Here is a 26,464-nt window from a genome sequence, read left to right as displayed (position 1 = left end):
CACCACCACCGACCCTGCCCCCACCCACTCACTCACTCACTCACTCACTCACCGGGAGATCCATGTCCAACCGTCATGTCGATTACGTCGATGACGTCCTGCCCGGCCACGGGGCCCTGCCCCCGCGCACCTGGTACGCCGCGTCGTCCGCCGCCTCCCTCTCCCTGAACGGCTCCTGGCGCTTGCGCCTGTCGCCGACCGCCGACGCCGAGGACGAGTCCTTCGCCGCCGAGGGGTTCGACGCCGGCGACTGGCCCGAGGTACGGGTGCCGGGCCACTGGGTCCTCCAGGGCGACGGCGCGTTCGGCGCGCCGGTCTACACGAACCACCTCTACCCGTTCCCGGTCGACCCGCCGTACGTGCCGACCGAGAACCCGACCGGCGACCATCTGCGCACCTTCGACCTGCCGGACGACTGGCCGGGCGAGGCCGCGGGCGGCGGCGCCGTGCTGCGCTTCGACGGGGTCGAGTCGTGCGCCCGGGTCTGGCTGAACGGCACGGACCTCGGCGAGTTCAAGGGCAGCCGCCTGCCGCACGAGTTCGCGGTCGGCTCGCTCCTGAAGCCCACGGGGAACGTCCTCGCGGTCCGGGTCCACCAGTGGTCGTCGGGCTCGTACCTGGAGGACCAGGACCAGTGGTGGCTGCCCGGCATCTTCCGTGACGTGACGCTGCTGCACCGCCCCGCGGGCTGCGTCCTCGACTTCTTCACGCACGCCTCGTACGACCACACGACCGGCCTCGGCACGCTGCGCGTCGACAGCGACGTGGACGGCCGCGTCATCGTCCCGGAGCTGGGCGTCGACGCGGCGACGGGCGAGCCGGTCACCGTCCCGGTCGAGCCGTGGACGGCGGAGACACCCCGGCTGTACGCCGGTGAGCTGGTGACCGAGGGCGAGCGCGTGCCGCTGCGGATCGGGTTCCGCACGGTGGTGCTGGAGGACGGCCTCATCAAGGTCAACGGCGTGCCCGTCCTGTTCAAGGGCGTCAACCGGCACGAGTGGCATCCGGAGCACGGCCGTACGCTCGATCTCGACACGATGCGCCGTGACGTCGCGTTGATGAAGTCCCACCACGTCAACGCGGTCCGCACCTCCCACTATCCGCCGCACCCGGCCTTCCTCGACCTGTGCGACGAGTACGGGCTGTGGGTCATCGACGAGTGCGACCTGGAGACGCACGGCTTCGTCGAGCAGGACTGGCGCGACAATCCGGTGGACGACGACCGCTGGACCCCGGCCCTGCTCGACCGGGCGGCGCGCATGGTGGAGCGCGACAAGAACCATCCGTCGGTCGTGATGTGGTCGCTCGGCAACGAGGCGGGCACCGGCCGCGGTCTCACGGCGATGGCGGAGTGGATCCGCGGCCGCGACCCGGAGCGCCTCGTGCACTACGAGGGCGACATCAACTGCCGTGACACGGACGTGTATTCACGGATGTACGCCTCGCACGCCGAGGTCGAGAAGATCGGCAAGGGGCTCGACGGGGGAACCGACCGGCGCCGCGGGCTGCCCTTCATCCTGTGCGAGTACGCGCACGCGATGGGCAACGGCCCGGGTGGACTGGCCGACTACCAGCGGCTCTTCGAGACGTACGACCGGCTCCAGGGCGCCTTCGTCTGGGAGTGGATCGACCACGGGATCGCGGACGAGCGGTACGGGTACGCGTACGGCGGCGACTTCGGCGAGGAGCTGCACGACGGCAACTTCGTCTGCGACGGGCTGCTGTTCCCCGACCGCACGCCGACGCCCGGTCTGCTGGAGTTCAAGAAGGTGATCGAGCCGGTCCGCATCGAGGTGGACGGCCCGGCCGGCACGGTCCGCGTCGGCAACCGTCACGACTTCCGCGACCTGTCGCACCTGGTCTTCGCATGGTCGTACCAGGTCGACGGCGAGACGGTGGAGACGGGCTCGCTGTCCGTTCCGCCGCTGGCCGCAGGCGAGTCCACGGAGGTGAAGCTGCCCGCACCGCCGGTCGACGCGCCCGGTACGGAGAGCCAGTGGACGGTGCGGGCGCTCGACGCCGACGAGCGCGAAGTGGCCTGGGGACAGGGTGTGTCGACGCCGCGCCCGGTGCCGAGGCCGGCGACGGGCGCGCGGCCGGTGCACGGTGCGGGGCTGATCACGCTCGGCCCGGCCACGTTCGACCCGCGCACGGGTGAGCTGCGTACCGTCGGCCGGATCGCGGTCACCGCGCCGCGCCTGGACGTGTGGCGGGCGCCGACGGACAACGACGCGGGGGCGAGCTGGCAGGACGACGTCCGGCTCGGCGAGCAGTGGCGCAAGCTGGGCCTGCACCGGATGCGCCACCGTCTGGACTCGGTGGAGGCGACCGACGACGCGCTGACGGTCCGCGGCCGGGTCGCGCCGGCGGGCCGCGACCTCGGCCTGCGCACGGTCTACCGCTGGACGTCCGACGGCACGGCGCTGCGGCTGACGGTGTCGGTGGCGCCGGAGGGCGAGTGGCCGGTGGCGCTGCCGCGGCTCGGCGTACGGTTCGGGCTGCCCGAGGGGGCGTCGCGGGTGCGCTGGTTCGGCGGCGGCCCCGGCGAGGCGTACCCGGACACCCGGCAGGCGTCCGCGCTCGGCCTGTGGCACGACGACGTGGACGCACTCCAGACCCCGTACGTCTTCCCGCAGGAGAACGGCGCGCGGGCCGACGTCCGCTGGGCGGAGATCGGCGGTCTGCGCATCGAGGGCGACCCGGAGTTCTGGTTCACGGCCCGCCGCTGGACCACGGAGCAACTGGACGCGGCCACCCACCGCACGGACCTCGTCCCCGGCGACACGGTGTGGGTGAACCTGGACCACGCACAACAGGGCATCGGCTCCCAGTCGTGCGGCCCCGGCCCGCTGCCGCGGTACCAACTCGTGGCGCGGGCCGCGGAGTTCGCGTTCACGTTCACGGAGGTGGGCGGGGACTAGCGGTATGCGCCGGTCGCCGTACCCGGGCTCGGGTACGGCGACCGGCGCATACCCGGTGGCCCTGGCGCGGGCGGTCGCTCTACCGTGGCGCTTTCCGCGCCCGCCACCCCTTGGAGACCGCCGTGCCCCTGCGGATGCGCCTCGCCGCGATCACTCTCGACTGCGCCGACCCGCTCGCCCTCGCCGCGTTCTACGAACGGGCCACCGGTCTCGTACCGCATCCGGACTCGGACGGCGAGTTCGCCGGGCTCACGCGCGGGGACGGGTTGTTCCTCGGGTTCCAGCGGGTCGACGGGTACCGGGCCCCGCGGTGGCCGGGGCAGGACGTGCCGCAGCAGGTGCATCTGGACTTCGCGGTGGCGGATCTGGACGCCGCCGAGGCGGAGCTGCTGCGGCTGGGGGCGGGGGCGCCCGCGTCGCAGCCCGACAAGGAGCGGTTCCGGGTGCTGACCGATCCGGCCGGGCATCCGTTCTGCCTGGTGGTCAGGGGCTGAGCGGCGCGCCCGGCCACCCGTACGGCCGACGCCCGCGAAGCGGCGGTTCGGACGGGGTGGGCGCGCGACCGTTCGAGCGGGTTGAGATGATGGGCCGCGTGAACTTCCGGTCGATCTACAGCCACGGTTTCGCGCGGGTCGCCGCCTGCACCGGCCACGCCGCCATCGCCGATCCGCCCGCGAACGCGGAGGCGGTCCTGCGTCAGGCCCGCCAGTGCGCGCGGGACGGGGTCGCGGTGGCCGTCTTTCCCGAGCTCTGTCTGACGGGGTACTCGATCGAGGACCTCCTGTTGCAGGACGCGGTGCTCGACGACGTCGAGCGGGCGCTGCGCACCGTCGTGGACGGCTCCGCCGAGCTGCTTCCCGTGCTGCTCGTGGGCGCCCCGCTGCGGCACCGCAACCGGATCTACAACTGCGCCGTCGTCGTCCACCGCGGGCGGATCCTCGGCGTCGCCCCCAAGTCGTACCTGCCGACGTACCGCGAGTTCTACGAGAAGCGCCAGATCGCCTCGGGCGACGACGAGCGCGGCGGCACCCTGCGGATCGGCGGCACGGACGTCCCGTTCGGCACGGATCTGCTGTTCGCCGCCGAGGACGTGCCGAACCTCGTGCTGCACGCCGAGATCTGCGAGGACATGTGGGTGCCGGTGCCGCCGAGCGCCGAGGCCGCCCTCGCCGGGGCGACGGTGCTCGCGAACCTGTCCGGCAGTCCGATCACCGTCGGCCGCGCCGAGGACCGCAAGCTGCTGTGCCGTTCGGCGTCCGCCCGCTGCCTGGCCGCGTACGTGTACTCGGCGGCCGGGCTCGGGGAGTCGACCACGGACCTGTCGTGGGACGGCCAGACGCTGATCTACGAGAACGGGTCGCTGCTCGCCGAGACCGAGCGGTTCGCGCAGGGCGACCAGTACGCGGTCGCCGACGTCGACCTCGATCTGCTCCAGCAGGAGCGGCAGCGGATGGGCACGTTCGACGACAACCGCCGCACGCACGCCGCCCGTACGGGCTCCTTCCGGCGGATCGGCTTCCACCTCGGGGCGCCGACCGCCGACTTCGGCCTGCGCCGCCGCGTCGAGCGCTTCCCGTTCGTGCCCGCGGACGCGGAGCGGCTCGCGCAGGACTGCTACGAGGCGTACAACATCCAGGTCGCGGGGTTGCAGCAGCGGCTCGGCGCGATCGGCGGCCCGAAGGTCGTCATCGGTGTCTCGGGCGGCCTCGACTCGACGCACGCGCTGATCGTCGCCGCCCGCGCGATGGACCGCGCGGGCCGTCCGCGCAGCGACATCCTGGCGTACACGATGCCGGGGTTCGCGACGAGCGACCACACCAAGAGCAACGCCCACAAGCTGATGGAGTCCCTCGGTGTCACGGCGGCCGAGCTGGACATCACGGCGACGGCCACGCTGATGCTCAAGGAGATGGGCCACCCGTTCTCGAACGGCGAGCCCCTCTACGACGTGACCTTCGAGAACGTGCAGGCCGGGCTGCGCACCGACTACCTGTTCCGGCTCGCCAACCAGCACGGCGGCATCGTGCTGGGCACCGGTGACCTGTCGGAGCTGGCGCTCGGCTGGTGCACGTACGGTGTCGGCGACCAGATGAGTCACTACAACGTGAACTCGGGTGTGCCGAAGACGCTGATCCAGCACCTGATCCGGTGGGTCGTCAGCACCGGCGAGTTCGGCGACGAGGCCGGCAAGACGCTGACCGCGATCCTCGACACGGAGATCAGCCCCGAACTGGTGCCGGGCGAGGAGATGCAGTCGACCGAGGACAAGATCGGCCCGTACGCGCTGCACGACTTCACCCTGTTCCACGTGCTGCGGTACGGCTTCCGGCCCTCCAAGATCGCGTTCCTGGCGTGGCACGCCTGGCGGGACACGGAGGCGGGCGCCTGGCCGCCCGGCTTCCCCGCGTCCGACCGCACGGCGTACGACCTCGCGGAGATCCACCACTGGCTGGAGTACTTCTGCCGCCGCTTCTTCGCGTTCGCCCAGTTCAAGCGGTCCGCGATGCCGAACGGGCCGAAGGTGTCGGCGGGCGGTTCACTGTCCCCGCGCGGCGACTGGCGCGCCCCGTCGGACGGCAACGCGCGGGCGTGGCTGCGGGACCTCGACCGCTTCGAGTGGCCGGACCGTACGCGGTAGCGGTGGGGCGGTCGCGGCGCGCTCAGCCCACCGGCGCGGGCGCGGCCCGGAACGTGCGGCGGTAGGCCTGCGGGGACACCCCGATCGCCGCGTGCAGATGCTGGCGCAGTGACGCCCCCGTGGCGAAGCCGACCTCCGCCGCGATCCGGTCGACGGGCAGATCGCTCGACTCCAGGAGATGGCGGGCCCGGTGCACCCGCTGCTGGATGAGCCAGCGGCCGGGGCTCGTGCCCGTCTCCTCCTGGAAGCGGCGGGCGAACGTGCGCGGGCTCATCCCCGCGTGCGCGGCCAACTCCCGCAGTGCCAGAGGTCGTTCGAGCCGCTCCAGAGCCCAGGCACGGGTGTCGGCGGTGCCGCTGGCGCCCTCGTCGGGAACGGGCTGCTCGATGTACTGGGCCTGGCCGCCCTCCCGCCAGGGCGGGACGACACAGAGCCGGGCGACCCGGTTGGCGACCGCGCTGCCGTGGTCGGAGCGGACCAGGTGCAGGCACACGTCGACCCCGGAGGCGGCGCCCGCCGAGGTCAGCACGTCACCGTCGTCGATGAACAGCACCTCGGGGTCGAGCGCCACCTGGGGGAACATCCGGCGGAACAGCCCCGCGAGCGCCCAGTGCGTCGTCGCCGGACGGCCGTCGAGCAGCCCGGCCGCGGCGAGCGTGAACGCGCCGGTGCAGATGGAGACGATCCGGGTGCCGGGGCGGATCCGGGCGAGGGCGGCGCGCACCGGCTCCGGCGGCTCCGCCGCGATCCTGGTCATGTCGTACGGCGGCAGGACCACGGTGTCCGCGGTCTCCAGCGCCTCGGGGCCGTGCCCGACGGTGATCGTGAAGTCGGCGCTGGTCGCCACCGTGCGGTCGTCGGTCGCCGCGCACGTCACCACCTCGTACGCCCCCTCGACCTCGGCGAAGACCCGGTTCGGGATGCCCAGCTCGAACGGGTACACGCCGTCGAGCGCGAGGACGACCACGCGGTGGGGTGGCCCGGAGCGGAATTCCATCGGCTGCATGGCACGATTCTATCGTTGACTGGCAATCTTGCCATTGCCCGGCCGAGAACCGTGGCGCAGGCTTGATCCATGACCCAGAACACGACACCCCCGCTCATGAAGGCCATCAGCCAGGACACCCTCGGCGACCCCGACGTGCTCAAGGAGGTCGAGGTCGAGCGCCCGCGGCCCGGCGTCGGGCAGATCCTCGTCGCCGTGCACGCGGCGGGCGTGAACCCGACGGACTGGAAGCACCGGCGCTTCGGCGCCTTCCTGGGCGAGCCGCCGTTCACGCTCGGCTGGGACGTGTCGGGCGTCGTCGAGGCGGTGGGCGTCGGCGTCTCCCTCCACCGCCCCGGCGACGAGGTCATCGGCATGCTCCCGTACCCGTACGGCTCCGGTTCGCACGCCGAGTACGTGACCGGGCCCACCCGCGCCTTCGTACCCAAGCCCGCGGAGCTGACCCACGTGGAGGCCGCCGCGCTGCCGCTGGTGTCCCTGACCGCCTGGCAGGCCCTCGTCGACAACGCCCAGGTGCGGCCGGGCCAGCGCGTGCTGATCCACGCGGCGGCCGGCGGTGTCGGCCATGTCGCGGTGCAGATCGCGAAGGCGCGCGGCGCATACGTCATCGGCACGGCCTCCGCCGCCAAGCACGACTTCGTACGGAGCCTCGGCGCCGACGAGGTCATCGACTACCGCACCGCCGACGTCGTCAAGGAGGCCCGCGACATCGACGTGGTCCTCGACCCGCTGGGCGGCGAGGAGCGGCTGCGCTCCCTCGAAGTGCTGAGCCCCGGCGGCATCCTGGTGTCGATCCTGCCGAACGGCATGGAGGACGTGCCGGGCCGCGCCGCCGAGCTGGGTGTGCGGGCCACGGCCATGCTGGTCGAGCACGACCAGGCGGGCATGCGGGCGGTCGCCGATCTCGTCGCGTCCGGCAAGCTGCGCGCGCACGTCTCCGGCACGTACCCGCTCGCCGAGGCGGCGAAGGCGCACGCGGAGGGCGAGACGGGCCGCGTCACGGGCAAGCTGGTGCTGACCGTACGGCCTTGAGGACCCCGCCGGTCGCCGCGCCGGCACGCACCGGCGGGCGGCGGCCCTGACCTCCCGCGACCTCCTGCGACCTCCCTCAACCGGCCGTAGACTGGGGGACTTGAGTTCTCCGTGACTCACGTGGAGCCCTGGGGGAGGGAGCCCACCGTGTCGCAGCAGCAGCTGAACCGGCGGCCGCCGCGCGCCGGGGTGCCGGTGCGGGCGCGCCGCGTGTCGCCGCCGCAGCGCCTGGTGGGCTGGCTCGGCGGATTCGGCGCGGTGGCCGCCGCGTACACCGTGTTCCAGGCGCTGTACGGGCTGCTGCCGGGCGGCCTGGCCGGGGACTCGGCGCGGTACGCGATCGCCGCGGCGGGCGGGCTCGGCACGGGGGTCGCGGTGTGGCTCGCGGCCGCCCTGGTCCGCTCCCGCCAGGCCGAACAGGCGGCGCGGGCACGGCAGTCGAGCCCGCCGGCGACGGATCCCGGCCGGCTCACCGCGCTGATCTCGGCGACGTACACGACCCTCACCGAGGAGCTGTGCACGGCGGTCGATCCGGTGACCGGGGCCCGGCTCACCGGCTGGACGCACTCGCTGGGCGAGCCGGGGCGGGTCAGGCCGACGGCGACGGGCACGGCGTACGGGCTGCACCTCGCGCTCGACCTGGGCGCGTCCGACGGCCGGCTCAGCACCGGCGAGCTGGTGCGGACGCTGTGGGCGCTGCGGCTGCCCGACGGCGGCTGGTCGGCCCGTTCGCAGGGCACGCAGGCGCGGCCCGAGGTGACGTCCCTGGTGCTCGGCGCGCTGGCCCGCGCGGGCGCCGACCCGGACCGGGTCGCGGCCGAGGCGGACCGCTGCGCGGCCGGCTTCACCCGTGAACTCGACCGGCAGGGCTACGAGTTGACGCACGTCGTGACCACGGTGCTGCGCGGCATGCTGCGCGCGGCGCCGGACGAGCGGGACCGGCTGCGCACCCTGCGCGACATCCTGGTGGCCGGTGCCGTGACCGACCCGCAGCGCGCCGACCACCCCCGCTGGGGCTACCGTCTCGCCGCCCCGCAGGGCCCGCCGTCCGCGCTGCACACGGCGCAGGCCGTGGTGGCGCTCGACCGCGCGGCCCGGGTGCTCGGCGAGGAGAGCGACGCGGCGCGCGCGGCGCGCGAGGGCGGGGTCCGCTGGCTGCTCGCCTGCCCGGACACGGCCCACGACGGCTGCCTCGACCTGGAGAACCTGCGCGAGGAGGTGCGCCGCCCGCGCGCCGACGACCCGGACCGCGTCGAGGTGCTGAACGTCCGCCACTTCACCGCGAGTTGGCTGATCAGGGCGCTGCTCACGCCGGGTGCGCGGGAGGTCGCGCGCGCAAGCGGCGCCGAACGACCGCGGCGCGATCAGCTCTCGGGCGCGGCCGCCGCGGTGTGGCGGGGGCAGACGGACGGGATCTGGACCTGGGTCAGGGACGACACGGGCGAGCTGCGGCGGCCGATATGGATGACCTATCAAGGTCTTTCGGCGCTGCGGGCCCATGCCCTATGGATGTATGAACCATGACTCGACAAGTCCCGGGAGGACCCGCACATGGGCGGTCGGCAGGTGGCTTCGGCGCGGCGGCTGCTCGCCGACGCCCTCGACGTGACGGCACCCGAGGCCGTTCTCGCGCGGGCCGCGCACGACGTCGTCGCCCGTCTCGGCACACCTGAACGGCTGTTGGGGCTCTTGCAGGACCTCGTCGCGGGCGGCGCCGACTCCGCGGACCGCGCGCGGCTCTCGTACCGGCACGTCCTCGGCTTCGACAAGCTGCTGCTCATCGACGGCGGCCCGCACCACATGCTGCGCGCGCACGTGTGGCATCCGGAGGCGCGCGGCCCCGAGGACATCCACAACCACCGCTCCCCGCTGGCCTCGCACGTCGTGCACGGGGCGCTGCGGATGGAGCTGTACGCGGACGACGCGCCGCAGGGGGCCGGTGAGGCGGCGGCCCGCTACCAGGAGTCCCTCTCCCCCGGGACCGCGGACTGGCTGCTCGAACCGGCGGGCGAGGCCCGGCTGCGGCTCGTCCAGGTCGCCGAGTACGCGGCGGGCAGCAGCTACGCGCTGTCGGCGCGGACCCTGCACCGGGCGTGGAGCACGGCCCCGTATCCGACGGTGACGCTGTTCCTGGAGACGGGGGCCGGGCGCCGGCGGCACACGGATGTGTTCCTCGGCGCGGAGGCGGCGCGGCACGCGCCGGCCGTGGCGAAGACGCCCCTGGGCGTGAAGGAGTACCTGGCCGAACTGGATTCGCTCATCGGCCTGTTGACCCCGCTCACGGCCTGACGGCGGGCGGCGGACGTCAAAGAGGCGGGCGATGCGGCGGATCTCAGAGGAACGGGAGCGCCTGGGCGACGATGTCCCGGTTGTACGCGTCGATCTCGACGGAGTCGAGGTCCGTCGGCGCCAGCCACGCGGCGGCCTGGTCCGGGTGCGGCAGCAGGATCGTGTGGGGTCGGTCGCCGACGGGCCGCACCAGGAAGTTGTCCTGCCGGTTCTTCACCTCGCGGCCTCGGTAGTCGCTGACGAAGGAGGACTCGCCGACCCGGCACTCGACGCGGCCGAGCAGACCGGTCTCCTCCTTCAGCTCCCGCAGCACGCCGTCCCCGGGACTCTCGCCCGGTTCGAGCTTTCCGCAGGGCACGCCCCACACGCCGGGCAGGAACCGCTCGGTCTCACTGCGCCTGACCAGCAGAACGCGCCCGCCGTGCACGACGACGGCAGCGGCCAGCCGGATCTCCGAGGACATGTCCACGTGTCCCACGGTAGCGCGTGGCGCGTGAGACGGCATCCGATCCCAACGTGCTTTCGGACACCGGGAGTTCGAGGCACAGGTCAAGGCGTTACCGTGAGCCTCGCACGACCCTCACGTGCCCCGCACACGTACAGCACACGCGCCCGACACTCGTGACCCGCCGACGCGACAGGATGCCCGATGGCCGACTCCGCCCCGTCCGCCCCCACCAGCACCGCCGCCGAGGACGCGGAGCGGCTGCGCGCCCGCATCGACACCTCGCGGCCGCACCCCGCCCGGGTCTACGACGCGCTGCTCGGCGGCAAGAACCACTACGCGATCGACCGGGACGCCGCCACGCACGCGCTCGGCCGCAACCCGCGCGGCTACCTGGACGTGCGGCACAACCGGGACTTCATGCGGCGGGCGGTGGCGCACCTGACCCGCGAGGCGGGCCTGCGCCAGTTCCTCGACATCGGCACCGGCCTGCCGACGCAGCCGAACGTCCACGAGATAGCCCAGGCCATCGCCCCCGCGACGCGCGTGGTGTACGTCGACCACGACCCGGTCGTCCTCGCGCACGCGCGGGCGCTGCTGTCCGGCGGGCCCGAGGGCAGCACCGACTATCTCGACGCCGATCTGCGCGACCCCGAGGCGATCCTGGCGGGCGCCCGCGCGACGCTGGACCTGGACCGTCCGGTGGGGCTCGGCCTGGCCGCGATCCTGCACTTCGTGGAGGCCCCGGCGGCGTACGAGATCGTGGCGACGCTGGTGGACGCGCTGCCGTCGGGGAGCGCCGTCTTCCTGAGCCACCTGACGGCCGACCTCAATCCGGAGAAGATCCTGCCGGGCCTGAAGGCGACGGGCCTGCCGTTCACCCTGCGCTCGCGCGACGAGTTCCTGCGCTTCTTCACCGACAACGGCCTGGAGCCCGTCGAGCCCGGCATCGTCCCGGTCCACGAGTGGCGCCCGGACGGCACCTGGGACCTGCCGGCCGTCGACCCGGACGCGGACCTGTCCGGCCTTGACCCCCTGGAGCAGGCGGCACGGCGCGGCATCGGCGACGTACGGGCCGAGGACATCAACATCTACGGGGCCGTCGCGCTGAAGCCGTGAGCGCGCGGGGCGCGCCTGACGGCCTGTGCGGGCGGCCGGTGACCGGCGGGGGCCACCGGCCGGCCCTCAGAACCCGATGGGCTCGCGCAGCAGCACAACGGTGCCGCGCCCGGGGACGTACTCCGCGTTGAGGACGAGCAGGCGGTTCACGGCGCTCGGCATCCCGTAGACCCGCTGGGCGCGCTCGTTCTCCAGCGGGAGGCAGTGGGCCTCGACCCGGCGCAGCGCGGTGTCGAGGTCGGGCACGATCTTCTGCGCCCCGACGACCCAGAGGGCGCGAGCGGCCCCGCCCGCGGCGCTGGGCAGTTGGCTTCCGCTGCCGGAGGCGATCACGAGGGAGCCGGTCTCGGTGACCGCGTGCGCGCTGGCCACGACGACGTCGGGCGTGGCGCTCAGCCGCCGTATCTCGTCGCCCTGGGTGGCCCGGTCCATGGCGAGGAGGCGCGGCTTGACGGCGTCGTACCGGCCGCCGGTGTTGATGTCGTCCTCGATGCCGGACAGGCGGAGCGTCTCGCTGGCCCCGGTGAACACCGAGGCGCCTGCCGGAATCAGCTCCGCGACACGGGCCCGCGCGGCGGCGACGTCGTCGACGATCTCCACGGTGAACCCGTGTGCGGTGAGCGCGGCGGCCGCCCGCTCCAGACGGTCGGCGGTCGCCGGGACGGCGAAGGCGGTGCCGGAGGCCGCGACGCGCGCGGGCGTGGCGACGGCGTCCGTGGCTGTGCCGGTGGGCGTGGGGGTGGCAGTGGGGGTGGGGGCGGGTGCGGGTGCGGGTGCGGGTGTGGTCATGGTGTCCCTCGGCTTCCTGTGCGCTGGACGACGCGTTCCTCGCGTCTCAGCACCTCGACAGGACAGCCCGCGAGAATGTCAGGCCGGGGTCCGCCTGACATTCGGGCGGCCTGTGCTGTCGGACGGGTGAAGGCGGACGCGACCGAAGGAGTTGTCGGCATCATGACCACCCGGGACGGGACAGGGGACGACCGGCCGGAGCCGGGCCTCGACGCGGTCATGAGCGAGCGCCGCCGGCTGATCAACATCGCCTACCGGCTCCTCGGCTCCCTGGCCGAGGCCGAGGACGCGGTGCAGGAGACGTACATCCGCTGGTACGCCCTGTCGCGCGAGCGGCGGGACGCCATCGAGTCCCCCGGCGCCTGGCTGACGACGGTCGTCAGCCGCGTCTGCCTGAACGTGCTCGGCTCCGCGCGGGCCCGCCGTGAGACGTACGTCGGTGAGTGGCTCCCCGAGCCGCTGCCCGACCGCGCGGAGTGGCTCGGCGGTCGGCCGGACGGTGCCGCGGCCGACCCGGCCGACCGGGTCACGCTGGACGAGTCGGTCGACCTGGCCCTGATGGTCGTGCTCGACGCGATGACCCCGGCCGAGCGCGTGGCGTTCATCCTGCACGACGTGTTCCGCTACTCCTTCGCCGAGGTGGCCGAGGTCGTGGGCCGCACCCCTGCGGCCTGTCGGCAGTCGGCCTCGTCGGCCCGGCGGCGGGTGCGGGAGGCGCGGCCCTCCGTGCCGCCCGTCCCGCACCACGCGGATGTCGTACGGGACTTCAAACGGGCGTGGGAGGCCAAGGACATCGAGGCGCTGATCGGCCTGCTCGATCCCGGGGCCAGGGCGGTCGCCGACGGCGGCGGCCGCGCCGTCACGTTCGCCGACCCCATCGAGGGCGGCGAACGGATCGCGCGCGCCTGGGCCGAGCTCGCCCGGCTGCGGCTCGGCACCATGACGCTGCTGGAGCGGACGGTCAACGGCCGGCCCGGTCTGGTGGCGCAGGAGAGCGGTGTCACCGTGACCGTGTTCGCGTTCGACGTCGCGGCCGACGGCCTGATCAGGCACATCTGGGTGGTCCGCAACCCCGAGAAGCTCCGTTCCTGGGGTGCGGGCCGAGGCCCGGACGCGCCTGACGGCGAGCTCGGGTGATCAGGTCCCGGACGGAGTGATCAGCTCCCTGAGGGGAGGGCGCCGCGCACCGACTCGGCGCGCACCAGGCCCTGTTCCTTCAGGGCGTCCCGCACGAACCGCGCGTACTCGGTGGCCCCGCGGACCGAGGTGTGCGTGTTGTCCCGCTTCTCGTTGTACAGGTACAGCGTCTTCGAGCCCTCGACGCCGAGTTCCTCCACGCGCGCCTTCGTCAGCGCGGTGAGGTCGATCAGCGGGACCGACTCCGTGGCGGCCAACTCCCGGATGACGGCGGGGTGATCGACGCCGAGTCCGTTCACCAGGAGGGCGGTGCCGTTGTTCAGGGTGCCGTCCGCGTTGAACCAGCGGCGCACGATGGGCGTGACGAGGACCGGGCGGCCGCCGCGCGCCCGCACCCGGTCGACGAGCGTCTTGAGGTTGGCCCGGTAGGTCGCGCCGTCGGTCGTCTTGTCGTTGTGGGCGAGCTGGATGAGGGCGAGGTCGCCGGGCCGGATCAGCGGTTCGACGGTCGCGAAGAGCGCCGGGTTGTCCAGGTACGTCACCGAACTCTCGCCGGAATCAGCGTAGTTGGCGACGGACACCCCGCGCTTGAGGAACTGCGGGAGTTCCTGCCCCCAGCCCGTGTACGGGTCGGCCGGCTGATCGCATACGGTCGAGTCGCCGATGAGGAAGATCTGCGGGGTGGTACGCCGCGCGGGCTTGACCTGAATCGATGCAAGCTCGGGTGCGGATCCGGCGAAGGTGAGGTCGAGCCCGTCCGTTCCGGCGGCGCCGGTCGGCTCGCCTTCCGGGGTGCGGACGTCGACGGTGAACGAGCGGTGGACGGTCTGTCCCGCCGCCGTCGCCGTCTCCGCAAGCAGTGCGCGCCGCGTCTCGCCGCTGACCGAGGTGCTGCCGGCCGCCTCGCCGCCCAACACGACGCGGACGTCGTAGTTTCCGGGAGCCACATCGAAGTGGCAGGTCACCGGGGCGGTTCCGGTGCAGTGGTCGAGTCCGCGGCCGGCGGATCCGGCGTGGGCGGGGGTGAGGACACCGGCGGTGACGGCTGCGGCGACGCAGGCGACAGCGAGGACACGTCTCACGATGGGGGCTCCTTCGGCGGGTGCGGTGCACAGGCGGCGCGACGCCGCAGCGGGCGACGGCCCAGGACCCTAGCCCAAGGGGCAAGCGCTTTCTAGCCCTCTTGCAACGATTCAAAGATTTCGATGAATTTCTCAAGTCCCTTTTGTTGCGGGGGCTTTCGCGAACGCCGTTCGACTGCCACGCTGCCGAATCACTCGCACCACGCACATCTCTCGTCCCCGCACCACTCACCCACCCCCAGGAGGGCACCCGCATGCCCGAAATCTCCCGCTCCGGCATCAAGCGACGCTCCCTGCTCGCCACCACCGCGGCCACCACCGCCGTGGCGGCGCTCGCGGGACCGCTGTCCTCGACCGCGTCGGCGGCGACGTTCGGCTACACCGACGACGGCTCGAACTACGTCGTCGACACCGGGGCGAGCCTCGTCTTCAAGGTCAGCAAGACCAACGGAGACCTGACCTCGCTCGTCTACAACGGCACCGAGTACCAGGGCTACGGCGGCAAGAACTCCCACATCGAGTCCGGCCTGGGCACCTCCACCGTCGGCATCCTCCAGTCCGGCACGACCATCCTGATCACCGTCGTGTACGGCACGCTGCGCCACTACTACGCGGCCCGCAGCGGCGAGAACCGGGTCTACATGTGGACCCAGATCACCGACGACTCCGTCGCCTCCTCGCGGTACATCCTGCGCGTCAAGGCCGGCCTCTTCCTCAACGACGAGCCGGACTCCTACACGTACGCCCCCACCACCGTCGAGGCGTCCGACGTCTTCGCCAAGGCCGACGGGCAGACCCGCTCCAAGCACTACTCCAGGCTGCGGGTCAAGGACTACAGCGCGATCGGCTGGACCACCGGGAGCGTCGGCCTGTACATGGTCCGCTCCAACCACGAGAAGGCCGCGGGCGGGCCCTTCTACCGCTCGCTCCTGCGGCACCAGAGCGCCGACGGCGGCGGGCTCTACGAGATCCTGCACTACGCCCAGAACCAGACCGAGGACCGCAGGTACGGACTCCAGGGCCCGTACGCCATCGAACTCACCGCCGGTGGCGCCCCGGGCGCCCTGCCAGACACCTCCTGGGCCGACTCCCTGCCCCTGTCCAACTACGTCGGCGCGTCCGGGCGCGGCAGGGTCGCGGGCGTGGGCATCACCGGCCGCGACACCGCGTACACGTACACCGTGGGCCTCGCCAACTCCGCCGCCCAGTACTGGACCACCGCCCGCGCCTCCGACGGCTACTTCTCGCTCACCGGCGCCCTGCCGGGCACGTACACCCTGACCGTCTACAAGGAGGAACTCGCCGTCCTCACCCAGTCGGTGACCGTCACGGCAGGCGGGACGACGACCCTCAACACCCTGGCCGTACCGGCCTCGAACGACCCCTCCAACGCCACCGCGATCTGGCGCATCAACGACTGGACCGGTACCCCCGCCGGCTTCAAGAACGCCGACCTGATGACGTACGCCCACCCCTCCGACGTCCGGGCCGCCTCCTGGACCGGCAACGTCGTCATCGGCAGCGGCACCGAGACGTCCGGCTTCCCCTGCTACCTCTGGAAGGACGTGAACAGCGGGATCACCGTCTACTTCAAGCTGACGGCGGCGCAGCTGGCGACGGCGCACACCCTCCGCATCGGTGTGACGACGGCGTACGCGAACGGCCGCCCGCAGATCGTCGTCAACGACACCTACACGTCGGCGGTCCCCTCACCTCCCACCCAGCCGAGCACCCGCTCGCTGACGAACGGCTCGTACCGGGGCAACAACTACACGTTCACGTACAGCGTCCCGGCGTCCGCCTGGCAGACGGACGCCGGGACGTACAACACGCTGAAGATCTACGTGGCGAGCGGCTCGGGCACGACGTCGTACCTCAGCGCGGGCACGTCGATCGACGCGATCGATCTGCTCGCCTAGGGCCTGTCTCCCAGATCCCTCCGTCCGCCCGAAGGGCGGGCCCTGCGGCGTCTGGTGCGTGCTCTCGGCGTGCCGGGTGCAGGGCCTCGTACTGGATGTACTTGGCCTTGGGCCCGGTGCGGCGAGAGCGCGTGCCAGGCGTCGCGGGGCAGGAGGGATCTGGGAGACAGGCCCTAGCGCCCGGCAGTCCTCGGCACGTACCTCAACTGCCGCGTTTCCACTGCTGGTTGGTCGCTCCGCTACAGGTGTACGTGATGATCGCGGCGGAGTCGGCGGTGGAGCCGCCGTTCACGTCGAGGCACTCGCCGGTGGCGCGGGCCTCGATCGTCGTGTAGCCGCCGGAGGTGGTGGCGGTCCACTGCTGGTTCGTCGCGCCGGTGCAGTTCTCCTGGGTCACGTTCGTGGCGTTCTCCGTCAGACACAGGGAGCTGCCCCGGCCGACGAGCGCCGCGTAGCCGCCGCCGAGGTTCTTGAACCAGAACTTCTGGTTGGTGCCGCCGTTGCAGGTGTACTGGGCGGCGGCGACACCGGCGAGCAGCGACTGGTTCGGGATGTCGAGGCACTTGGAGCTGTGCCGGGCGGTGAGGGTCTCGTACGTGGCGCTCGCGCCGGTGACGGTGCCCGCCGCGGTGTCGACGGTGACCTCCGGGGTCCAACTCATGCTCATGGTCGTGGCGTTGGTGAAGGTCAGCGGCAGCCACACGTACCGGGAGTCGTTGACCGTGGCGCCGAAGGAGTTGCCCCAGCGGTCCCCCATGTACAGGTACGACGTGCCGGAACTCCCCTGGACGGGCAGGACGTACGCGGTCTGGGAGCCGTAGGCCGTCGAGTCGCCGATGTTCTTCATCGCGCTCCACGGTCCGGCGAGGGAGGTGGCGGTGGCGTACTGCTGCTGGTTGGGGCTCCAGCCGGTGGCGCCCGAGGTCAGCATGAAGTAGACGCCGCCGCGCTTGAAGAGGGCCGGGGCCTCGCGGTGACCGCCGGGCCAGGGGTTGGCGACGAGGCTCGCGATGCCGGTGTAGTCGGCGGTGAGCCGGTAGATGTGCAGGTCGTAGTTCTCGTTGGCGGCGGAGGCCATGTAGCCGGTGCCGTCGGTGTCCGTGAACACGGTGATGTCGCGGGACATGTGTGCGCCGAGCGGCCGGAAGCTGCCCTGGTACGTGTAGTTCCCGTCGACGGTGTCGGAGACGGCCACGGCCGCGCGGGCCTCGCCGTAGTCGGTGCCGTTTTCCTTGTGCATCCACATCACGAACTTCCCGGTGGCCGCGTTGTACATGACCTTGGGGCGCTCGATGTTGGCGGAGGCGAGTTCGGTGGCGCTGGACTGGCTGAGGACGTGGTTGCGGAACTCCCAGGTCTTCAGGTCGGTGGAGCGGTACGCGTCGACGTAGCGGAAGGTGTTGTCGGCGTTGCGGTGCTCGCCGAACCAGTAGTAGTAGGCGCCGGACTTGATGACGCCGCCGCCGTGCGCGTGGAGCGGTTCGCCGGAACTCGTCGTGAACTGGGTGCCGTTGGCGATCGTCTGCGGGGCGGCCTGGGCGGTGGCACCGGTGAGGAGGACTCCGGCCAGTGCCAGGGCGAAGGCGAGGAGGAGGGCGGACAGGCGTCTGCGGGTGCGGCTCATGCGGGCTCCTGGTTCTGTCTGCGGGGCGCGGGGCGCGCTCCTGACGTCAGAGGCTGTCGGCGACCGGGACACCGAAGTCCGGGGTGCCGTCCTTGTGCCAGCCGAGTTTCTGGACGCGGGTGTGGCGGTTGGGGTCGTCGAGGGGGTCGCCCTCGATCTCCTTGTACCGGCGGGCGTGGTAGACGAGGACGTCGGTGCGGCCGTCCTCGGCGACGGTGAAGCAGTTGTGGCCGGGGCCGTACTGCTGCGTCGTGTCGTTGCTGGTGAGGACCGGGGTCGGTGACTTGGTCCAGGACGCCGGGTCCATCAGGTCGCTGTCGGCGTCGGCGGTGAGCAGGCCCAGGCAGTAGTGGTGGTCGGTGGCACTGGCGGAGTAGGAGAGGAAGACGCGCCCGTTCCTGATGATGACGGACGGGCCTTCGTTGACCTTGTAGCCGACGCACTCCCAGTCGAACTCCGGTGTGGTCAGGCGTACTTGGGGGCCGGTCAGGGTCCAGGGGTTCGCCATCCTCGACAGCCAGACCGCCGTGTTGTTGTCCTGGTCGGGCTCGTGCTGCGCCCAGGCAAGGTAGCGCTCGCCCGAGGTGGCCCTCCCGGGCAGGGTGAAGGTGGTGGCGTCGAGGGAGAACGTCTCCCAGGCCGTCCTGAGCTGCCCCTTCTCCGTCCAGGTGCCCCGCAACGGGTCGGGGTGGGTGTTCTCCAGGACCCAGATCCGGATGTCCCACACGCTCTCGGCGGGCGCGGCGGCGAAGTAGACGTACCAGGCGCCGTCGATGTGGTGGATCTCGGGCGCCCAGATGTGGGCGCCCATGGGTCCGGTGGCGTGCTTCGTCCAGATGACGGACTCGGCGGCGTCGGTCAGGCCCTGGAGGGTGCGGGAGCGGCGCAGGATGATCCGGTCGTACTCGGGGGCGGTGGCCGTGAAGTAGTAGTGGCCGTCGGTGTGGCGGTGGATGTGCGGGTCGGCGCGCTGTTCGACGAGCGGGTTGCGGTAGCGGGAGGCGGCGGCGTGGGCGGTTCCCGGCAGCGCCGCGGTGGGCAGCGCGGCGACGGCGCCCGCGGCCGCGGCGGTCCGCAACACGCCCCTGCGGGAGGGCTGTTCAGGGGTGCTGTCAGGACTCATACGGCTTGCCTTTCCTTGGCGGGGGCGGACGCGGACGGCTCGGACGTCAGGGCGCGGCGCAGCAGCGGCACGGCGAGCAGACCGAGGACCGCGACCGCGAGGAGGAAGAGCAGGCCCGTCAGGGCGGACCCGGTGGAGTCGACGACGGCGGCGATGCCGAGCGGCCCGAAGCCGCCGCCGAGGTTGCCGACCGCGTTGACCGCGGCGATGCCGGCTGCCGCGGCGGCGCCGGTGAGGAAGCGCGGGATCAGCGCCCAGAAGGCGGGCTGGGCGGCGTAGCCGCCGACGGCGGCGGCGCACAGGCCGAGCATCTGGACGACGGGCGACGCGAAGAGCGCCGCGACGGTGAATCCGGCGACGGTCAGGGCGAGCATCACCGCGGTCCACAGGTACGGGGTGTCGCGGCGCGCGACGAGCCGGGGCACGACGACGAGACCGACGGCCACGCACACGTACGGGATCGCGGAGACGAGGCCGACCTGTGTGGTCGTCAGGTCGCCGAAGCCGTCGATGATGGTCGGCAGCCAGAAGGAGAGCCCGTACGTGGACAGCGGGAAGGCGAGGAAGAAGACGGCGGCCGTCAGGACGCGTCGGTCGCGGAGCACGGCGAGGGTGTGGTGCGGCTGCTCACCGGCTTCGGCGCGGTCGGTGTCGAGGGCGTCCGCCAGCCACTGCTTCTCGTCCGCGGCGAGCCAGTTGGCGCGCTCGGGGGTCACGGGCAGCAGGGCGAGGACGACGGGTGCGACGAGGACGGCGGGAATGCCGGTGGCGAGGAACACCCACTGCCAGCCGGACAGGCCCCAGGTTCCGTCGAGGTCCATGAGGACGCCCATCACGGGGTTGCCGATGATGAACGACACGGGCGCGGCGAGCATGAACGCCCCGATGGCGCGGCCGCGGTGGCGCGCGGGGAACCACCGTGAGAGGTAGTAGAGGACGCCGGGGAAGAACCCGGCCTCGGCGGCGCCGAGCGCGAACCGGGCGAGGTAGAACTGCCAGGTGGACTGCACGAGCGTGGTGGCGATCGTGACCAGGCCCCAGGTCAGCAGGATCCGGGCGATCCAGCGGTGCGCTCCGACCCGGTGCAGCATCAGGTTGCTGGGTACTTCGAGCAGCGCGTACGCGGTGAAGAAGAAGACCTGGCCGAGGGTGAACGCGGTGGCGCCGACGCCCAGTTCGGCCTGTAGTTCCAGTTTGGCGAAGCCGACGTTGGACCGGTCGATGTAGGCGATCACATACAGCAGACCGAGGAACGGCAGCAGACGTACCGCCGCCTTGCTCAGGACCTGGCGCTCCATCGCGCACGCCCCCTTACCTTGCGTCCGACATATCGAACGACAATCGTCATTACGAACACCGCGACGGTAAAGGGGTGTTACGGGGAGGTCAACGGGTCGGACGGAACTCCTGAGTCCGCTCACACCGTCACCACAAGTGATCGATGGGACACCCGGACGGCACCTCGGAGGGGAGGAGAGGTCCGGGGGTGGTGAGGACCGGCCGGCGCGTCGACTAGCGTCGGACCATGCCGAACAGCACCGCCACGCCCGAGTCCTTCCGCGCCGCTCTCGCCGCGGGTCCCGTCGTCCTCGACGGCGGGCTGTCCAACCAGCTGGGGTCCGCCGGACACGACCTGAGCGACGAGCTGTGGTCGGCGCGGCTGCTCGCCGAGGAGCCGGAGGCGATCGTCGCGGCGCATCGGGCGTACTACGAGGCGGGCGCGAGCGTGGCCATCACCGCGAGCTACCAGGCCACCTTCGAAGGCTTCGGGCGGCGCGGCATCGACGCGGCCGGCGCGCGCGAACTCCTCGTCCAGAGCGTGGAGTTGGCCCGCGAGGCGGGGCGCGCGGCGCAGGCCGGGCGGCCGTTGTGGGTGGCGGCGTCGGTCGGCCCGTACGGGGCGATGCTCGCCGACGGCTCGGAGTACCGCGGGCGCTACGGGTTGAGCGTGGAGGAGCTGGCGGCCTTCCACCGGCCGCGCCTGGAGGTCCTGGCCGGCGCCGGGGCCGACGTCCTCGCCCTGGAGACGGTGCCGGACGCCGACGAGGCGCGGGCGCTCCTGACGGTCGTACGGGAGCTGGGCGCGCCCGCGTATCTGTCGTACTCGGTGGCGGACGGGCGCACCCGTGCGGGCCAGCCGCTGGAGGAGGCGTTCGCGCTCGCCGCCGACGTCGACGAGATCGTGGCCGTGGGTGTCAACTGCTGTGCGCCCGGGGACGCGGGCGAGGCGGTGCGGATCGCGGCGCGGGTCACCGGCAAGCCCGTCGTCGTCTACCCCAACAGCGGCGAGGAGTGGGACGCGCGGGCGCGCGCCTGGAAGGGCGCGTCGACGTTCACCGCCGGGCAGGTCACCGAGTGGGCCGGCGCGGGCGCGCGGCTGATCGGCGGGTGCTGCCGGGTGGGCCCGGAGGGCGTGCGCACGATCGCGCGGGAACTGGCCGCCTGAGGGCCCGCCGCCCGGACGGCCGGATCGTCACAGCCCGCGTACGGGTTCCGAGGCCGCCCACTCGATGCCGCCCAGGAGGTGCGCCCGGAAGTCCGGATCGTCGTACGCCGCGTCGGCGTGCCCGAGCGCCGTGTAGAAGACCCGCCCGGCTCCTTGCGCGCGGCACCACACCAGCGGATGCTCGCCGCCCATGCCCGCGCCCTCGTACGACGACTCGTCCGCGGACGCGAGGACCCGCACCGCCGGATCGGCCGCGCGCGGATCGGCGTGGAAGTCGTACCACTCGTCGGTGAACTCCCACCGCTCGCCGAGGTGCCGGGTCGCCGGGTGCGTGCGATCGGTGACGAGCAGCCGCCCCGGCTGGTACGCGGGGTGCCGTGTGAACCGCGCCCCGAGCAGCCGCCCGTAGTACGGCCACCCGTACTCGGTGCACGCCGCCGCGTGCACCCCGACGAACCCGCCGCCCCCGTCGACGTACGCGGCGAGCCGCTCGCGCCCCGCGTCGGTGAGCACGTCCCCGCTGGTGGACAGGAGGACGACGACGGCGGGCCGCTCCCCCAGCGCGTCGGCGAACACGTCCGGGTCCTCCGTGTGCCGTACGGCGAGGCCGAGTCGGCGCAGGGTGGCGACGGCGTGCGGGATGGAGTCGTGGCGGTAGTCGGTGGTGCGGGTGTAGGTGAGGACGACGGAGTGCGCGGGGGCGGGGTCGACGGTCATGGCCCCGCAGCCTACGAGGCGAGCGGTCGGCGTCTCCCCGGTCGCGCCGGAACGGCGGGTACGTGTCCGGCATCAGCGCACCCGGCCCCCACGGAGACGGGGGCGTCCGTTTCGTACAAGACCGGCCGTCCGCGGCGTCCCTACGGTGGAGACATGAACGAGATCACCGTCCGCATGGACGCCATCGGCGTCAGCACCACCGATCTGGCCGCGTCGCTGGCCTTCTACCGCCTCCTCGGCCTCACCTTCCCGCCGGACGCCGAGCAACTCCCGCACGTGGAGGCCGAGTTGCCGGGCGGCATCCGCCTGATGTTCGACCCCGACCGCAGCGGCGAGGATCCGGGGCGCGGCCGGATCGGCCTCGCGTTCCACTGCGGGGACGCCGCCGGGGTCGACGCGGTGTACGAGCGGCTCACCGCGGCCGGGTACCACGGTGAGCTGAAGCCGTGGAACGCCGACTGGGGACAGCGGTACGCCGCCGTGCTCGACCCGGACGGCAACCAGGTCGACCTGTTCGCCCCGCTCTAGCCCCTCCCTAGCGGCGGCCGCCGCCCGGCCTGCGGACCTCGAAGTCCTCGATGCGGAAATGGCTCCACGTCGTACGGAACGCGAAGTGGCCGCTCGTGTACGGGTCCGGGTCCGTGTAGTCGAAGACGAGGCGGCCGTTGTTCCACCACTGGACGGTCGAGCCGTCGGACACGATGCGGACCCGGTTGGGCTCGTTGGCCGTGAGCAGCGGTTCCGTGTAGTCGTACACGAGCGGGCGGACGCCGCTCTCGCCGACGTAGCGGCGCAGACGGGTCGTGGTGTTGTAGTTGGCGCCGTAGCCCGCGTAGTAGGTCGTGAGCTGGTCGTACTCGGCGAGCGCCCCGCCGCGGCGCGTGGCGAACAGGTCGTGGGGCGAGCGGACGTCCGTCGCGTTCCAGAAGTTGTTGAGGTCGGAGACCCGGTCGTTGACGCCGCCCGCCGACACCGGCGTCGCCGTGTACGACAGGACGTACGGGCCGCTCAGGCGCTGCCTGAACCAGACGGTGGCACCGGCGGGCACGTCGACGTCGAGGACGCCGCGGGACGCGGTGACGCTGCCGCCCTGCTCCAGTTCGACGAACCACCGGCCGAGGCCGTGGCGGAAGTCGTCGCGGGCGACGAGGCGGCCGCCGTGCGCCGAGGCGGTGGCGGCGGGCAGCAGCGCGCCCGCCGCAGCGCCCGCGACGAGCGCGCCGAAGGCGCGGCGGGAAGGTCCAGGGAGACGGGTGGTCATCGGGTGGCTCCTGCGATGGCTCGGGAGGGGGTGCGGTGCGGAGGGTCGTGCGGCGGCCGGCGTGCGGCGCGAGGGTGCGGGCGTGCGCGGCGCTTCCGGTGAAGCGGAAACGCAGCCGCGTCTCATGACGGGATCGACGTTCCGATCAGGGCCAGGTTCTGGATCGCCGCGAGCGCCCACTGCGCCGAGGAGTTGGTGGAGATCCACGGGATCTCCTCGGTGGTGCGCAGGACGGCCGGGGCCTTGATCGTGACCCGCTTCCAGTCGTTGGACGGGAAGTAGGTGTCGGTGCCGGTGAAGAACTCGTTCCAGGCGCGCTTCGCGAGTGTCGGGTCGTCCTTGGCGTGCGCCGCGTAGGCGGTCAGGCGGGAGTGGGCCGCGGGGAGCGCCGACTTCCAGGTGGAGCCGGTGAGCCGGGTCTTCTCGGCGGTCGTCGCGTTGTAGTACTGGGCGTAGTCGAGCCAGGCCCTCGCGAACTCCGGCTCCTGCGCGCCGAGCAGCGTGACGAGTTCGCTGTTCGTCTCGACGAGGCCGAAGACGGCGCTGAGGTGCGAGACGCTGACCGTCGTGTCGGTGGTGACGGCGAACTTCCCGGTGTCGGCGTCGAGCAGCCCGGCGCCGGTGAAGAAGCCGTTCGGCTGGGCGGCGATCGTACGCAGTGAATTCAGCAGCTTGGTGCGGGACTTGGCGGCTTTGGGGCCCTGCCGTTCCCACTCGGTGAGCCAGGCCGCCGAGATGCCGCCCCAGTCGGTGCCGAAGCCGACGGACAGGGCGTGCCGGTCGCCGGGCTCGTAGCCGTCGGAGCGGACCTTGCGCTGCGGGTCGAGGACGGTGAACGTCTCCTCCACGTCGGCGAGTTCGCTCAGCAGGTCGCCGGTGCGCTCGTCGCCGGTGAGGAAGTAGTAGAAGCGGCGGTTGGCGGCGGTGGAGATACGGACCTGCTTGGCGCTGTCCGCGTAGTGCTGGACGCCGTGCCGGGTGCCGAGGCCCGCCCAGGTGCCGAGGTGGTACACGTCGACCTCGCCGGTGTGCCGTGTCATCGCCTCCGCGAAGCGGAAGACCTCGGCCTTCCCCGAGCGCAGGAAGTGGTACCAGAGCCAGAGGTCCGTGCCCAGTTCGGAGTTGTCCCAGGCGTAGCCGCCGATGTCGTAGCGCCAGACGTGCCGGTCGTTGTCGTACGTGTGCTGCACGTCGCCGTAGTCGAGGAAGCCGTACCAGCGGCGGTCCTCGCGCTGGTCGCGGTAGTAGGCGAAGAGGTTGTCGAGGCGGTCCTCGATCGCGGTGCGCGCCGCGTTCGAGCGGTCGACGGGCGCCCAGTCGCCGAACACCCTTGCCTGATGCAGGCGTTGGGGCGTCGCGGTGAGCAGCGGTGGGGTCGCGGTGGCCGCGGCCTGCGCGGCGAGTGCGGCCGCGTCCGGCGTCGATCCGTGCGCCCAGAAGAAGAGTTCGCTGGTGCGGGCGATCCCGTACGGGCTACCGAAGCCCTTCTCGTAGTCCTCGTAGGTGATCTCCAGGCCCTCGGCCTGCTGCTCGTACGTGTCCTGGCCGAGGCCGTCGTGGTAGAAGCGCAGGTCGAGCGGGGCGGCGTCGGGCGAGTAGAGCCAGAGGGTGGCCTCGGCGGCGTCGGAGGCGGCGCCGCGGATGTCGAGCCGCGTGGGGTGGCGCTGCCAGAAGTCCCGCAGGCCGAAGGAGAGTCCGCCGCTCGCGCCGCCCACGTACCCGAAGCCGCCGGCGCGACGGCCCGCCGCAGCCTGGATCCAGCCGTGGCCCGGCTTGGTGCGTTTGCGGATCGTGTAGCCGTCGGCGGTGGGCTGGGTGAGGGTGTAGTCGCCCCAGGCCGGCAGGTGGGCGAGGCGACCGGCGACCCGGGTGTCCCAGGTAGCGGGATCGGGTAGCTTCTCGCCCGCGATCTGCGCGGCGCGCACCGCCTCGCCGGGGTCGCGGCGCAGCCCGGTGACGCCCTGCACGGCCTCGCTGAACAGGCCGCCCTCGGAGTCGGCGAGGCGTATGTGCCGGTCGTAGGGCTCGTCGCCGAGCGGCACGGTGAAGCGGACGCCGAGGCCGCGCAGGAAGTCGCCCTTCTCCTGACCGGGTTCCTGGACGCCGTCCCAGACGAAGGTGTGCACGAGGCGGAAGGAGTCGGCGCCCGCGGTGAAGACGAAGCGCAGCGTGAACGGCAGCCAGGGGGCCCGGCCCCCGCGCCCGGTGCCGTGGTGCCGGCCCTCGACGCGTACGACGGCCCGTACGGGGCCGTCCTGTTCGACGACCGTCTTCTCGACGCGTCCGGTGAACTCCTGCCAGGCGCCCGCGGATCGGCCCTCGTCGTCGGCGCTCGCCTGGCGCAGGGCGACGAGCCGGCCGTCGCGGGCGGTCTCGGTGTCGCCGCGCCGGACCGAGGAGACGACGACGGACGAGCCCTTCGCACCGAAGACGGTGGTGACGGCGCCGGTGGAGACGGTGGTCCGGCCGTTCTTGGTGGTGACGGTCAGCTTGTGGTGGGCGGCGGCCGGGGTGCCTGAACCGAGCTGGTACGTCGCGGATGCGGGGGCGTCGGCGGCGATGGCGTGCGCGGTCCATTTGACGCTGCCGTCGGGCCAGCTGCCGGTGACCCAGCTCTGTACGGGGACGGGCGTCCCGTCGGCGGCGGTCAGGGCGAAGGTCTGATCCGGCCGGTAGGTGCCGCGCGCCCACGGCACGCCCCAGGTGACCCCGGTGTGGGCACGGGGCGTGGAGCCCTCCAGCCAGTGGAGTTCGGCACTCCCGGCGGCGGACCCGGAAGCGGCGGAAGCGCTTCGAGGGGACGCGGCCCAGGAGAGCGGGGCCGCCGCGGCGACGAGCGCGGCGGACGTGATGACGGTGCGGCGGGCGGGGCCGGACACGGTGCTCCTCGGGTCCTCAGGGAAGTCCTGGTGATCG

Annotated in this window: 21 protein-coding genes; 11 read left to right on the top strand and 10 right to left on the bottom strand. The window is 72.5% G+C overall.

Going from position 1 to position 26,464, the window contains the following annotated elements; genetic code table 11:
• Positions 1–62 precede the first annotated feature (62 nt).
• From V2W30_RS31235 to V2W30_RS31225, 3 genes are all read left to right on the top strand, one after another.
• Positions 63–2,921 carry a glycoside hydrolase family 2 TIM barrel-domain containing protein gene (locus V2W30_RS31235; RefSeq protein WP_338701781.1) on the top strand — a complete coding sequence of 953 codons (2,859 nt, stop codon included), beginning with the start codon at positions 63–65 and terminating at the stop codon, positions 2,919–2,921.
• Positions 2,922–3,043: 122 nt separating this feature from the next.
• Positions 3,044–3,415 carry a VOC family protein gene (locus tag V2W30_RS31230; RefSeq protein ID WP_338701779.1) on the top strand — a complete coding sequence of 124 codons (372 nt, stop codon included), beginning with the start codon at positions 3,044–3,046 and terminating at the stop codon, positions 3,413–3,415.
• A gap of 89 nt (positions 3,416–3,504) precedes the next feature.
• Positions 3,505–5,559 carry an NAD(+) synthase gene (locus V2W30_RS31225; RefSeq protein ID WP_338703835.1) on the top strand — a complete coding sequence of 685 codons (2,055 nt, stop codon included), beginning with the start codon at positions 3,505–3,507 and terminating at the stop codon, positions 5,557–5,559.
• A gap of 22 nt (positions 5,560–5,581) precedes the next feature.
• On the opposite strand, the gene V2W30_RS31220 is transcribed toward V2W30_RS31225, so the two are convergent.
• A complete protein-coding gene (locus V2W30_RS31220) occupies positions 5,582–6,565 on the bottom strand; it encodes a GlxA family transcriptional regulator (protein ID WP_338701777.1) in 984 nt (327 codons plus the stop codon).
• Between the two features lie 69 nt (positions 6,566–6,634).
• On the opposite strand from V2W30_RS31220, the gene V2W30_RS31215 reads away from it, so the two are divergent.
• From V2W30_RS31215 to V2W30_RS31205, 3 genes are all read left to right on the top strand, one after another.
• On the top strand, positions 6,635–7,597 hold the full coding sequence (locus tag V2W30_RS31215; RefSeq protein WP_338701776.1) for an NADP-dependent oxidoreductase: 963 nt from the start codon (positions 6,635–6,637) through the stop codon (positions 7,595–7,597).
• A 147-nt stretch (positions 7,598–7,744) separates the two neighbouring features.
• Positions 7,745–9,121, top strand: a complete 1,377-nt coding sequence (locus V2W30_RS31210; RefSeq protein WP_338701775.1) for a hypothetical protein — start codon at positions 7,745–7,747, stop codon at positions 9,119–9,121.
• Between the two features lie 27 nt (positions 9,122–9,148).
• On the top strand, positions 9,149–9,886 hold the full coding sequence (locus tag V2W30_RS31205; RefSeq protein ID WP_338701773.1) for a hypothetical protein: 738 nt from the start codon (positions 9,149–9,151) through the stop codon (positions 9,884–9,886).
• Positions 9,887–9,929: 43 nt separating this feature from the next.
• Here the strand turns inward: V2W30_RS31205 and V2W30_RS31200 are convergent, their stop codons facing one another.
• Positions 9,930–10,349, bottom strand: a complete 420-nt coding sequence (locus V2W30_RS31200) for an NUDIX hydrolase (RefSeq protein ID WP_425244710.1) — start codon at positions 10,347–10,349, stop codon at positions 9,930–9,932.
• A gap of 186 nt (positions 10,350–10,535) precedes the next feature.
• On the opposite strand from V2W30_RS31200, the gene V2W30_RS31195 reads away from it, so the two are divergent.
• Entirely contained in the window at positions 10,536–11,450 is a 915-nt protein-coding gene (locus V2W30_RS31195; RefSeq protein ID WP_338701769.1) for an SAM-dependent methyltransferase, read from the top strand.
• A 66-nt stretch (positions 11,451–11,516) separates the two neighbouring features.
• Here the strand turns inward: V2W30_RS31195 and V2W30_RS31190 are convergent, their stop codons facing one another.
• Positions 11,517–12,239, bottom strand: coding sequence for an LUD domain-containing protein (locus V2W30_RS31190; RefSeq protein WP_338701767.1), 723 nt, complete (start codon positions 12,237–12,239; stop codon positions 11,517–11,519).
• 162 nt (positions 12,240–12,401) lie between these two features.
• On the opposite strand from V2W30_RS31190, the gene sigJ reads away from it, so the two are divergent.
• Complete coding sequence (gene sigJ, locus V2W30_RS31185; RefSeq protein ID WP_338701765.1) at positions 12,402–13,376, top strand: RNA polymerase sigma factor SigJ; 975 nt, start codon at positions 12,402–12,404, stop codon at positions 13,374–13,376.
• A 20-nt stretch (positions 13,377–13,396) separates the two neighbouring features.
• Here the strand turns inward: sigJ and V2W30_RS31180 are convergent, their stop codons facing one another.
• Positions 13,397–14,458 carry a rhamnogalacturonan acetylesterase gene (locus V2W30_RS31180; RefSeq protein ID WP_338701763.1) on the bottom strand — a complete coding sequence of 354 codons (1,062 nt, stop codon included), beginning with the start codon at positions 14,456–14,458 and terminating at the stop codon, positions 13,397–13,399.
• A gap of 254 nt (positions 14,459–14,712) precedes the next feature.
• Here V2W30_RS31180 and V2W30_RS31175 point away from each other — a divergent pair, with 254 nt between their 5' ends.
• Complete coding sequence (locus V2W30_RS31175) at positions 14,713–16,377, top strand: rhamnogalacturonan lyase B N-terminal domain-containing protein (protein ID WP_338701762.1); 1,665 nt, start codon at positions 14,713–14,715, stop codon at positions 16,375–16,377.
• Positions 16,378–16,579: 202 nt separating this feature from the next.
• Here V2W30_RS31175 and V2W30_RS31170 read toward each other — a convergent pair whose 3' ends face one another.
• From V2W30_RS31170 to V2W30_RS31160, 3 genes are read right to left on the bottom strand one after another with little or no spacing between them, the layout of a single operon-like run.
• Positions 16,580–18,001, bottom strand: a complete 1,422-nt coding sequence (locus V2W30_RS31170) for an RICIN domain-containing protein (protein ID WP_338701760.1) — start codon at positions 17,999–18,001, stop codon at positions 16,580–16,582.
• A 46-nt stretch (positions 18,002–18,047) separates the two neighbouring features.
• Positions 18,048–19,124 (bottom strand): glycoside hydrolase family 43 protein, encoded by a 1,077-nt coding sequence (locus tag V2W30_RS31165; RefSeq protein WP_338701758.1) that lies wholly within the window; start codon positions 19,122–19,124, stop codon positions 18,048–18,050.
• Positions 19,121–20,422 carry an MFS transporter gene (locus tag V2W30_RS31160; protein WP_338701756.1) on the bottom strand — a complete coding sequence of 434 codons (1,302 nt, stop codon included), beginning with the start codon at positions 20,420–20,422 and terminating at the stop codon, positions 19,121–19,123. Before V2W30_RS31160 ends, V2W30_RS31165 begins: the two co-directional genes overlap by 4 nt.
• A gap of 227 nt (positions 20,423–20,649) precedes the next feature.
• Between V2W30_RS31160 and mmuM the strand changes: the two genes are divergently transcribed.
• Positions 20,650–21,570, top strand: a complete 921-nt coding sequence (gene mmuM, locus V2W30_RS31155; RefSeq protein ID WP_338701754.1) for a homocysteine S-methyltransferase — start codon at positions 20,650–20,652, stop codon at positions 21,568–21,570.
• Positions 21,571–21,597: 27 nt separating this feature from the next.
• Here mmuM and V2W30_RS31150 read toward each other — a convergent pair whose 3' ends face one another.
• The gene (locus tag V2W30_RS31150) at positions 21,598–22,287 is read right to left on the bottom strand and encodes a ThuA domain-containing protein (RefSeq protein WP_338701753.1); all 690 of its coding nucleotides are present in this window, start codon (positions 22,285–22,287) and stop codon (positions 21,598–21,600) included.
• Between the two features lie 153 nt (positions 22,288–22,440).
• Between V2W30_RS31150 and V2W30_RS31145 the strand changes: the two genes are divergently transcribed.
• Positions 22,441–22,815 carry a VOC family protein gene (locus V2W30_RS31145; protein WP_338701751.1) on the top strand — a complete coding sequence of 125 codons (375 nt, stop codon included), beginning with the start codon at positions 22,441–22,443 and terminating at the stop codon, positions 22,813–22,815.
• Between the two features lie 7 nt (positions 22,816–22,822).
• On the opposite strand, the gene V2W30_RS31140 is transcribed toward V2W30_RS31145, so the two are convergent.
• Together V2W30_RS31140 and V2W30_RS31135 are read right to left on the bottom strand one after the other, a co-directional pair.
• Positions 22,823–23,548, bottom strand: coding sequence for a DUF6250 domain-containing protein (locus tag V2W30_RS31140; RefSeq protein ID WP_338701749.1), 726 nt, complete (start codon positions 23,546–23,548; stop codon positions 22,823–22,825).
• Between the two features lie 122 nt (positions 23,549–23,670).
• Entirely contained in the window at positions 23,671–26,427 is a 2,757-nt protein-coding gene (locus V2W30_RS31135; protein WP_338701746.1) for a Tat pathway signal sequence domain protein, read from the bottom strand.
• Positions 26,428–26,464: the final 37 nt, after the last annotated feature.

Origin of the sequence: Streptomyces sp. Q6 (assembly GCF_036967205.1) — a bacterium.
Lineage (GTDB): Bacteria > Actinomycetota > Actinomycetes > Streptomycetales > Streptomycetaceae > Streptomyces > Streptomyces citrinus.
Note: the sequence above shows the minus strand (reverse complement) of the source record. Positions and strands in the feature narration are given on the sequence as shown.

Excerpts from the sequence above, each read along its gene's own strand:
- V2W30_RS31165 (WP_338701758.1), bottom strand. The coding sequence starts at position 19,124 with ATGAGTCCTGACAGCACCCCTGAACAGCCCTCCCGCAGGGGCGTGTTG.
- V2W30_RS31140 (WP_338701749.1), bottom strand. The coding sequence starts at position 23,548 with ATGACCACCCGTCTCCCTGGACCTTCCCGCCGCGCCTTCGGCGCGCTC.
- mmuM (WP_338701754.1), top strand. The coding sequence starts at position 20,650 with ATGCCGAACAGCACCGCCACGCCCGAGTCCTTCCGCGCCGCTCTCGCC.
- V2W30_RS31175 (WP_338701762.1), top strand. The coding sequence starts at position 14,713 with ATGCCCGAAATCTCCCGCTCCGGCATCAAGCGACGCTCCCTGCTCGCC.
- V2W30_RS31150 (WP_338701753.1), bottom strand. The coding sequence starts at position 22,287 with ATGACCGTCGACCCCGCCCCCGCGCACTCCGTCGTCCTCACCTACACC.
- V2W30_RS31170 (WP_338701760.1), bottom strand. The coding sequence starts at position 18,001 with ATGAGCCGCACCCGCAGACGCCTGTCCGCCCTCCTCCTCGCCTTCGCC.
- V2W30_RS31235 (WP_338701781.1), top strand. The coding sequence starts at position 63 with ATGTCCAACCGTCATGTCGATTACGTCGATGACGTCCTGCCCGGCCAC.
- V2W30_RS31225 (WP_338703835.1), top strand. The coding sequence starts at position 3,505 with ATGGGCCGCGTGAACTTCCGGTCGATCTACAGCCACGGTTTCGCGCGG.
- V2W30_RS31205 (WP_338701773.1), top strand. The coding sequence starts at position 9,149 with ATGGGCGGTCGGCAGGTGGCTTCGGCGCGGCGGCTGCTCGCCGACGCC.
- V2W30_RS31190 (WP_338701767.1), bottom strand. The coding sequence starts at position 12,239 with ATGACCACACCCGCACCCGCACCCGCACCCGCCCCCACCCCCACTGCC.
- V2W30_RS31200 (WP_425244710.1), bottom strand. The coding sequence starts at position 10,349 with ATGTCCTCGGAGATCCGGCTGGCCGCTGCCGTCGTCGTGCACGGCGGG.
- V2W30_RS31220 (WP_338701777.1), bottom strand. The coding sequence starts at position 6,565 with ATGCAGCCGATGGAATTCCGCTCCGGGCCACCCCACCGCGTGGTCGTC.
- V2W30_RS31145 (WP_338701751.1), top strand. The coding sequence starts at position 22,441 with ATGAACGAGATCACCGTCCGCATGGACGCCATCGGCGTCAGCACCACC.
- V2W30_RS31160 (WP_338701756.1), bottom strand. The coding sequence starts at position 20,422 with ATGGAGCGCCAGGTCCTGAGCAAGGCGGCGGTACGTCTGCTGCCGTTC.
- V2W30_RS31215 (WP_338701776.1), top strand. The coding sequence starts at position 6,635 with ATGACCCAGAACACGACACCCCCGCTCATGAAGGCCATCAGCCAGGAC.
- sigJ (WP_338701765.1), top strand. The coding sequence starts at position 12,402 with ATGACCACCCGGGACGGGACAGGGGACGACCGGCCGGAGCCGGGCCTC.
- V2W30_RS31195 (WP_338701769.1), top strand. The coding sequence starts at position 10,536 with ATGGCCGACTCCGCCCCGTCCGCCCCCACCAGCACCGCCGCCGAGGAC.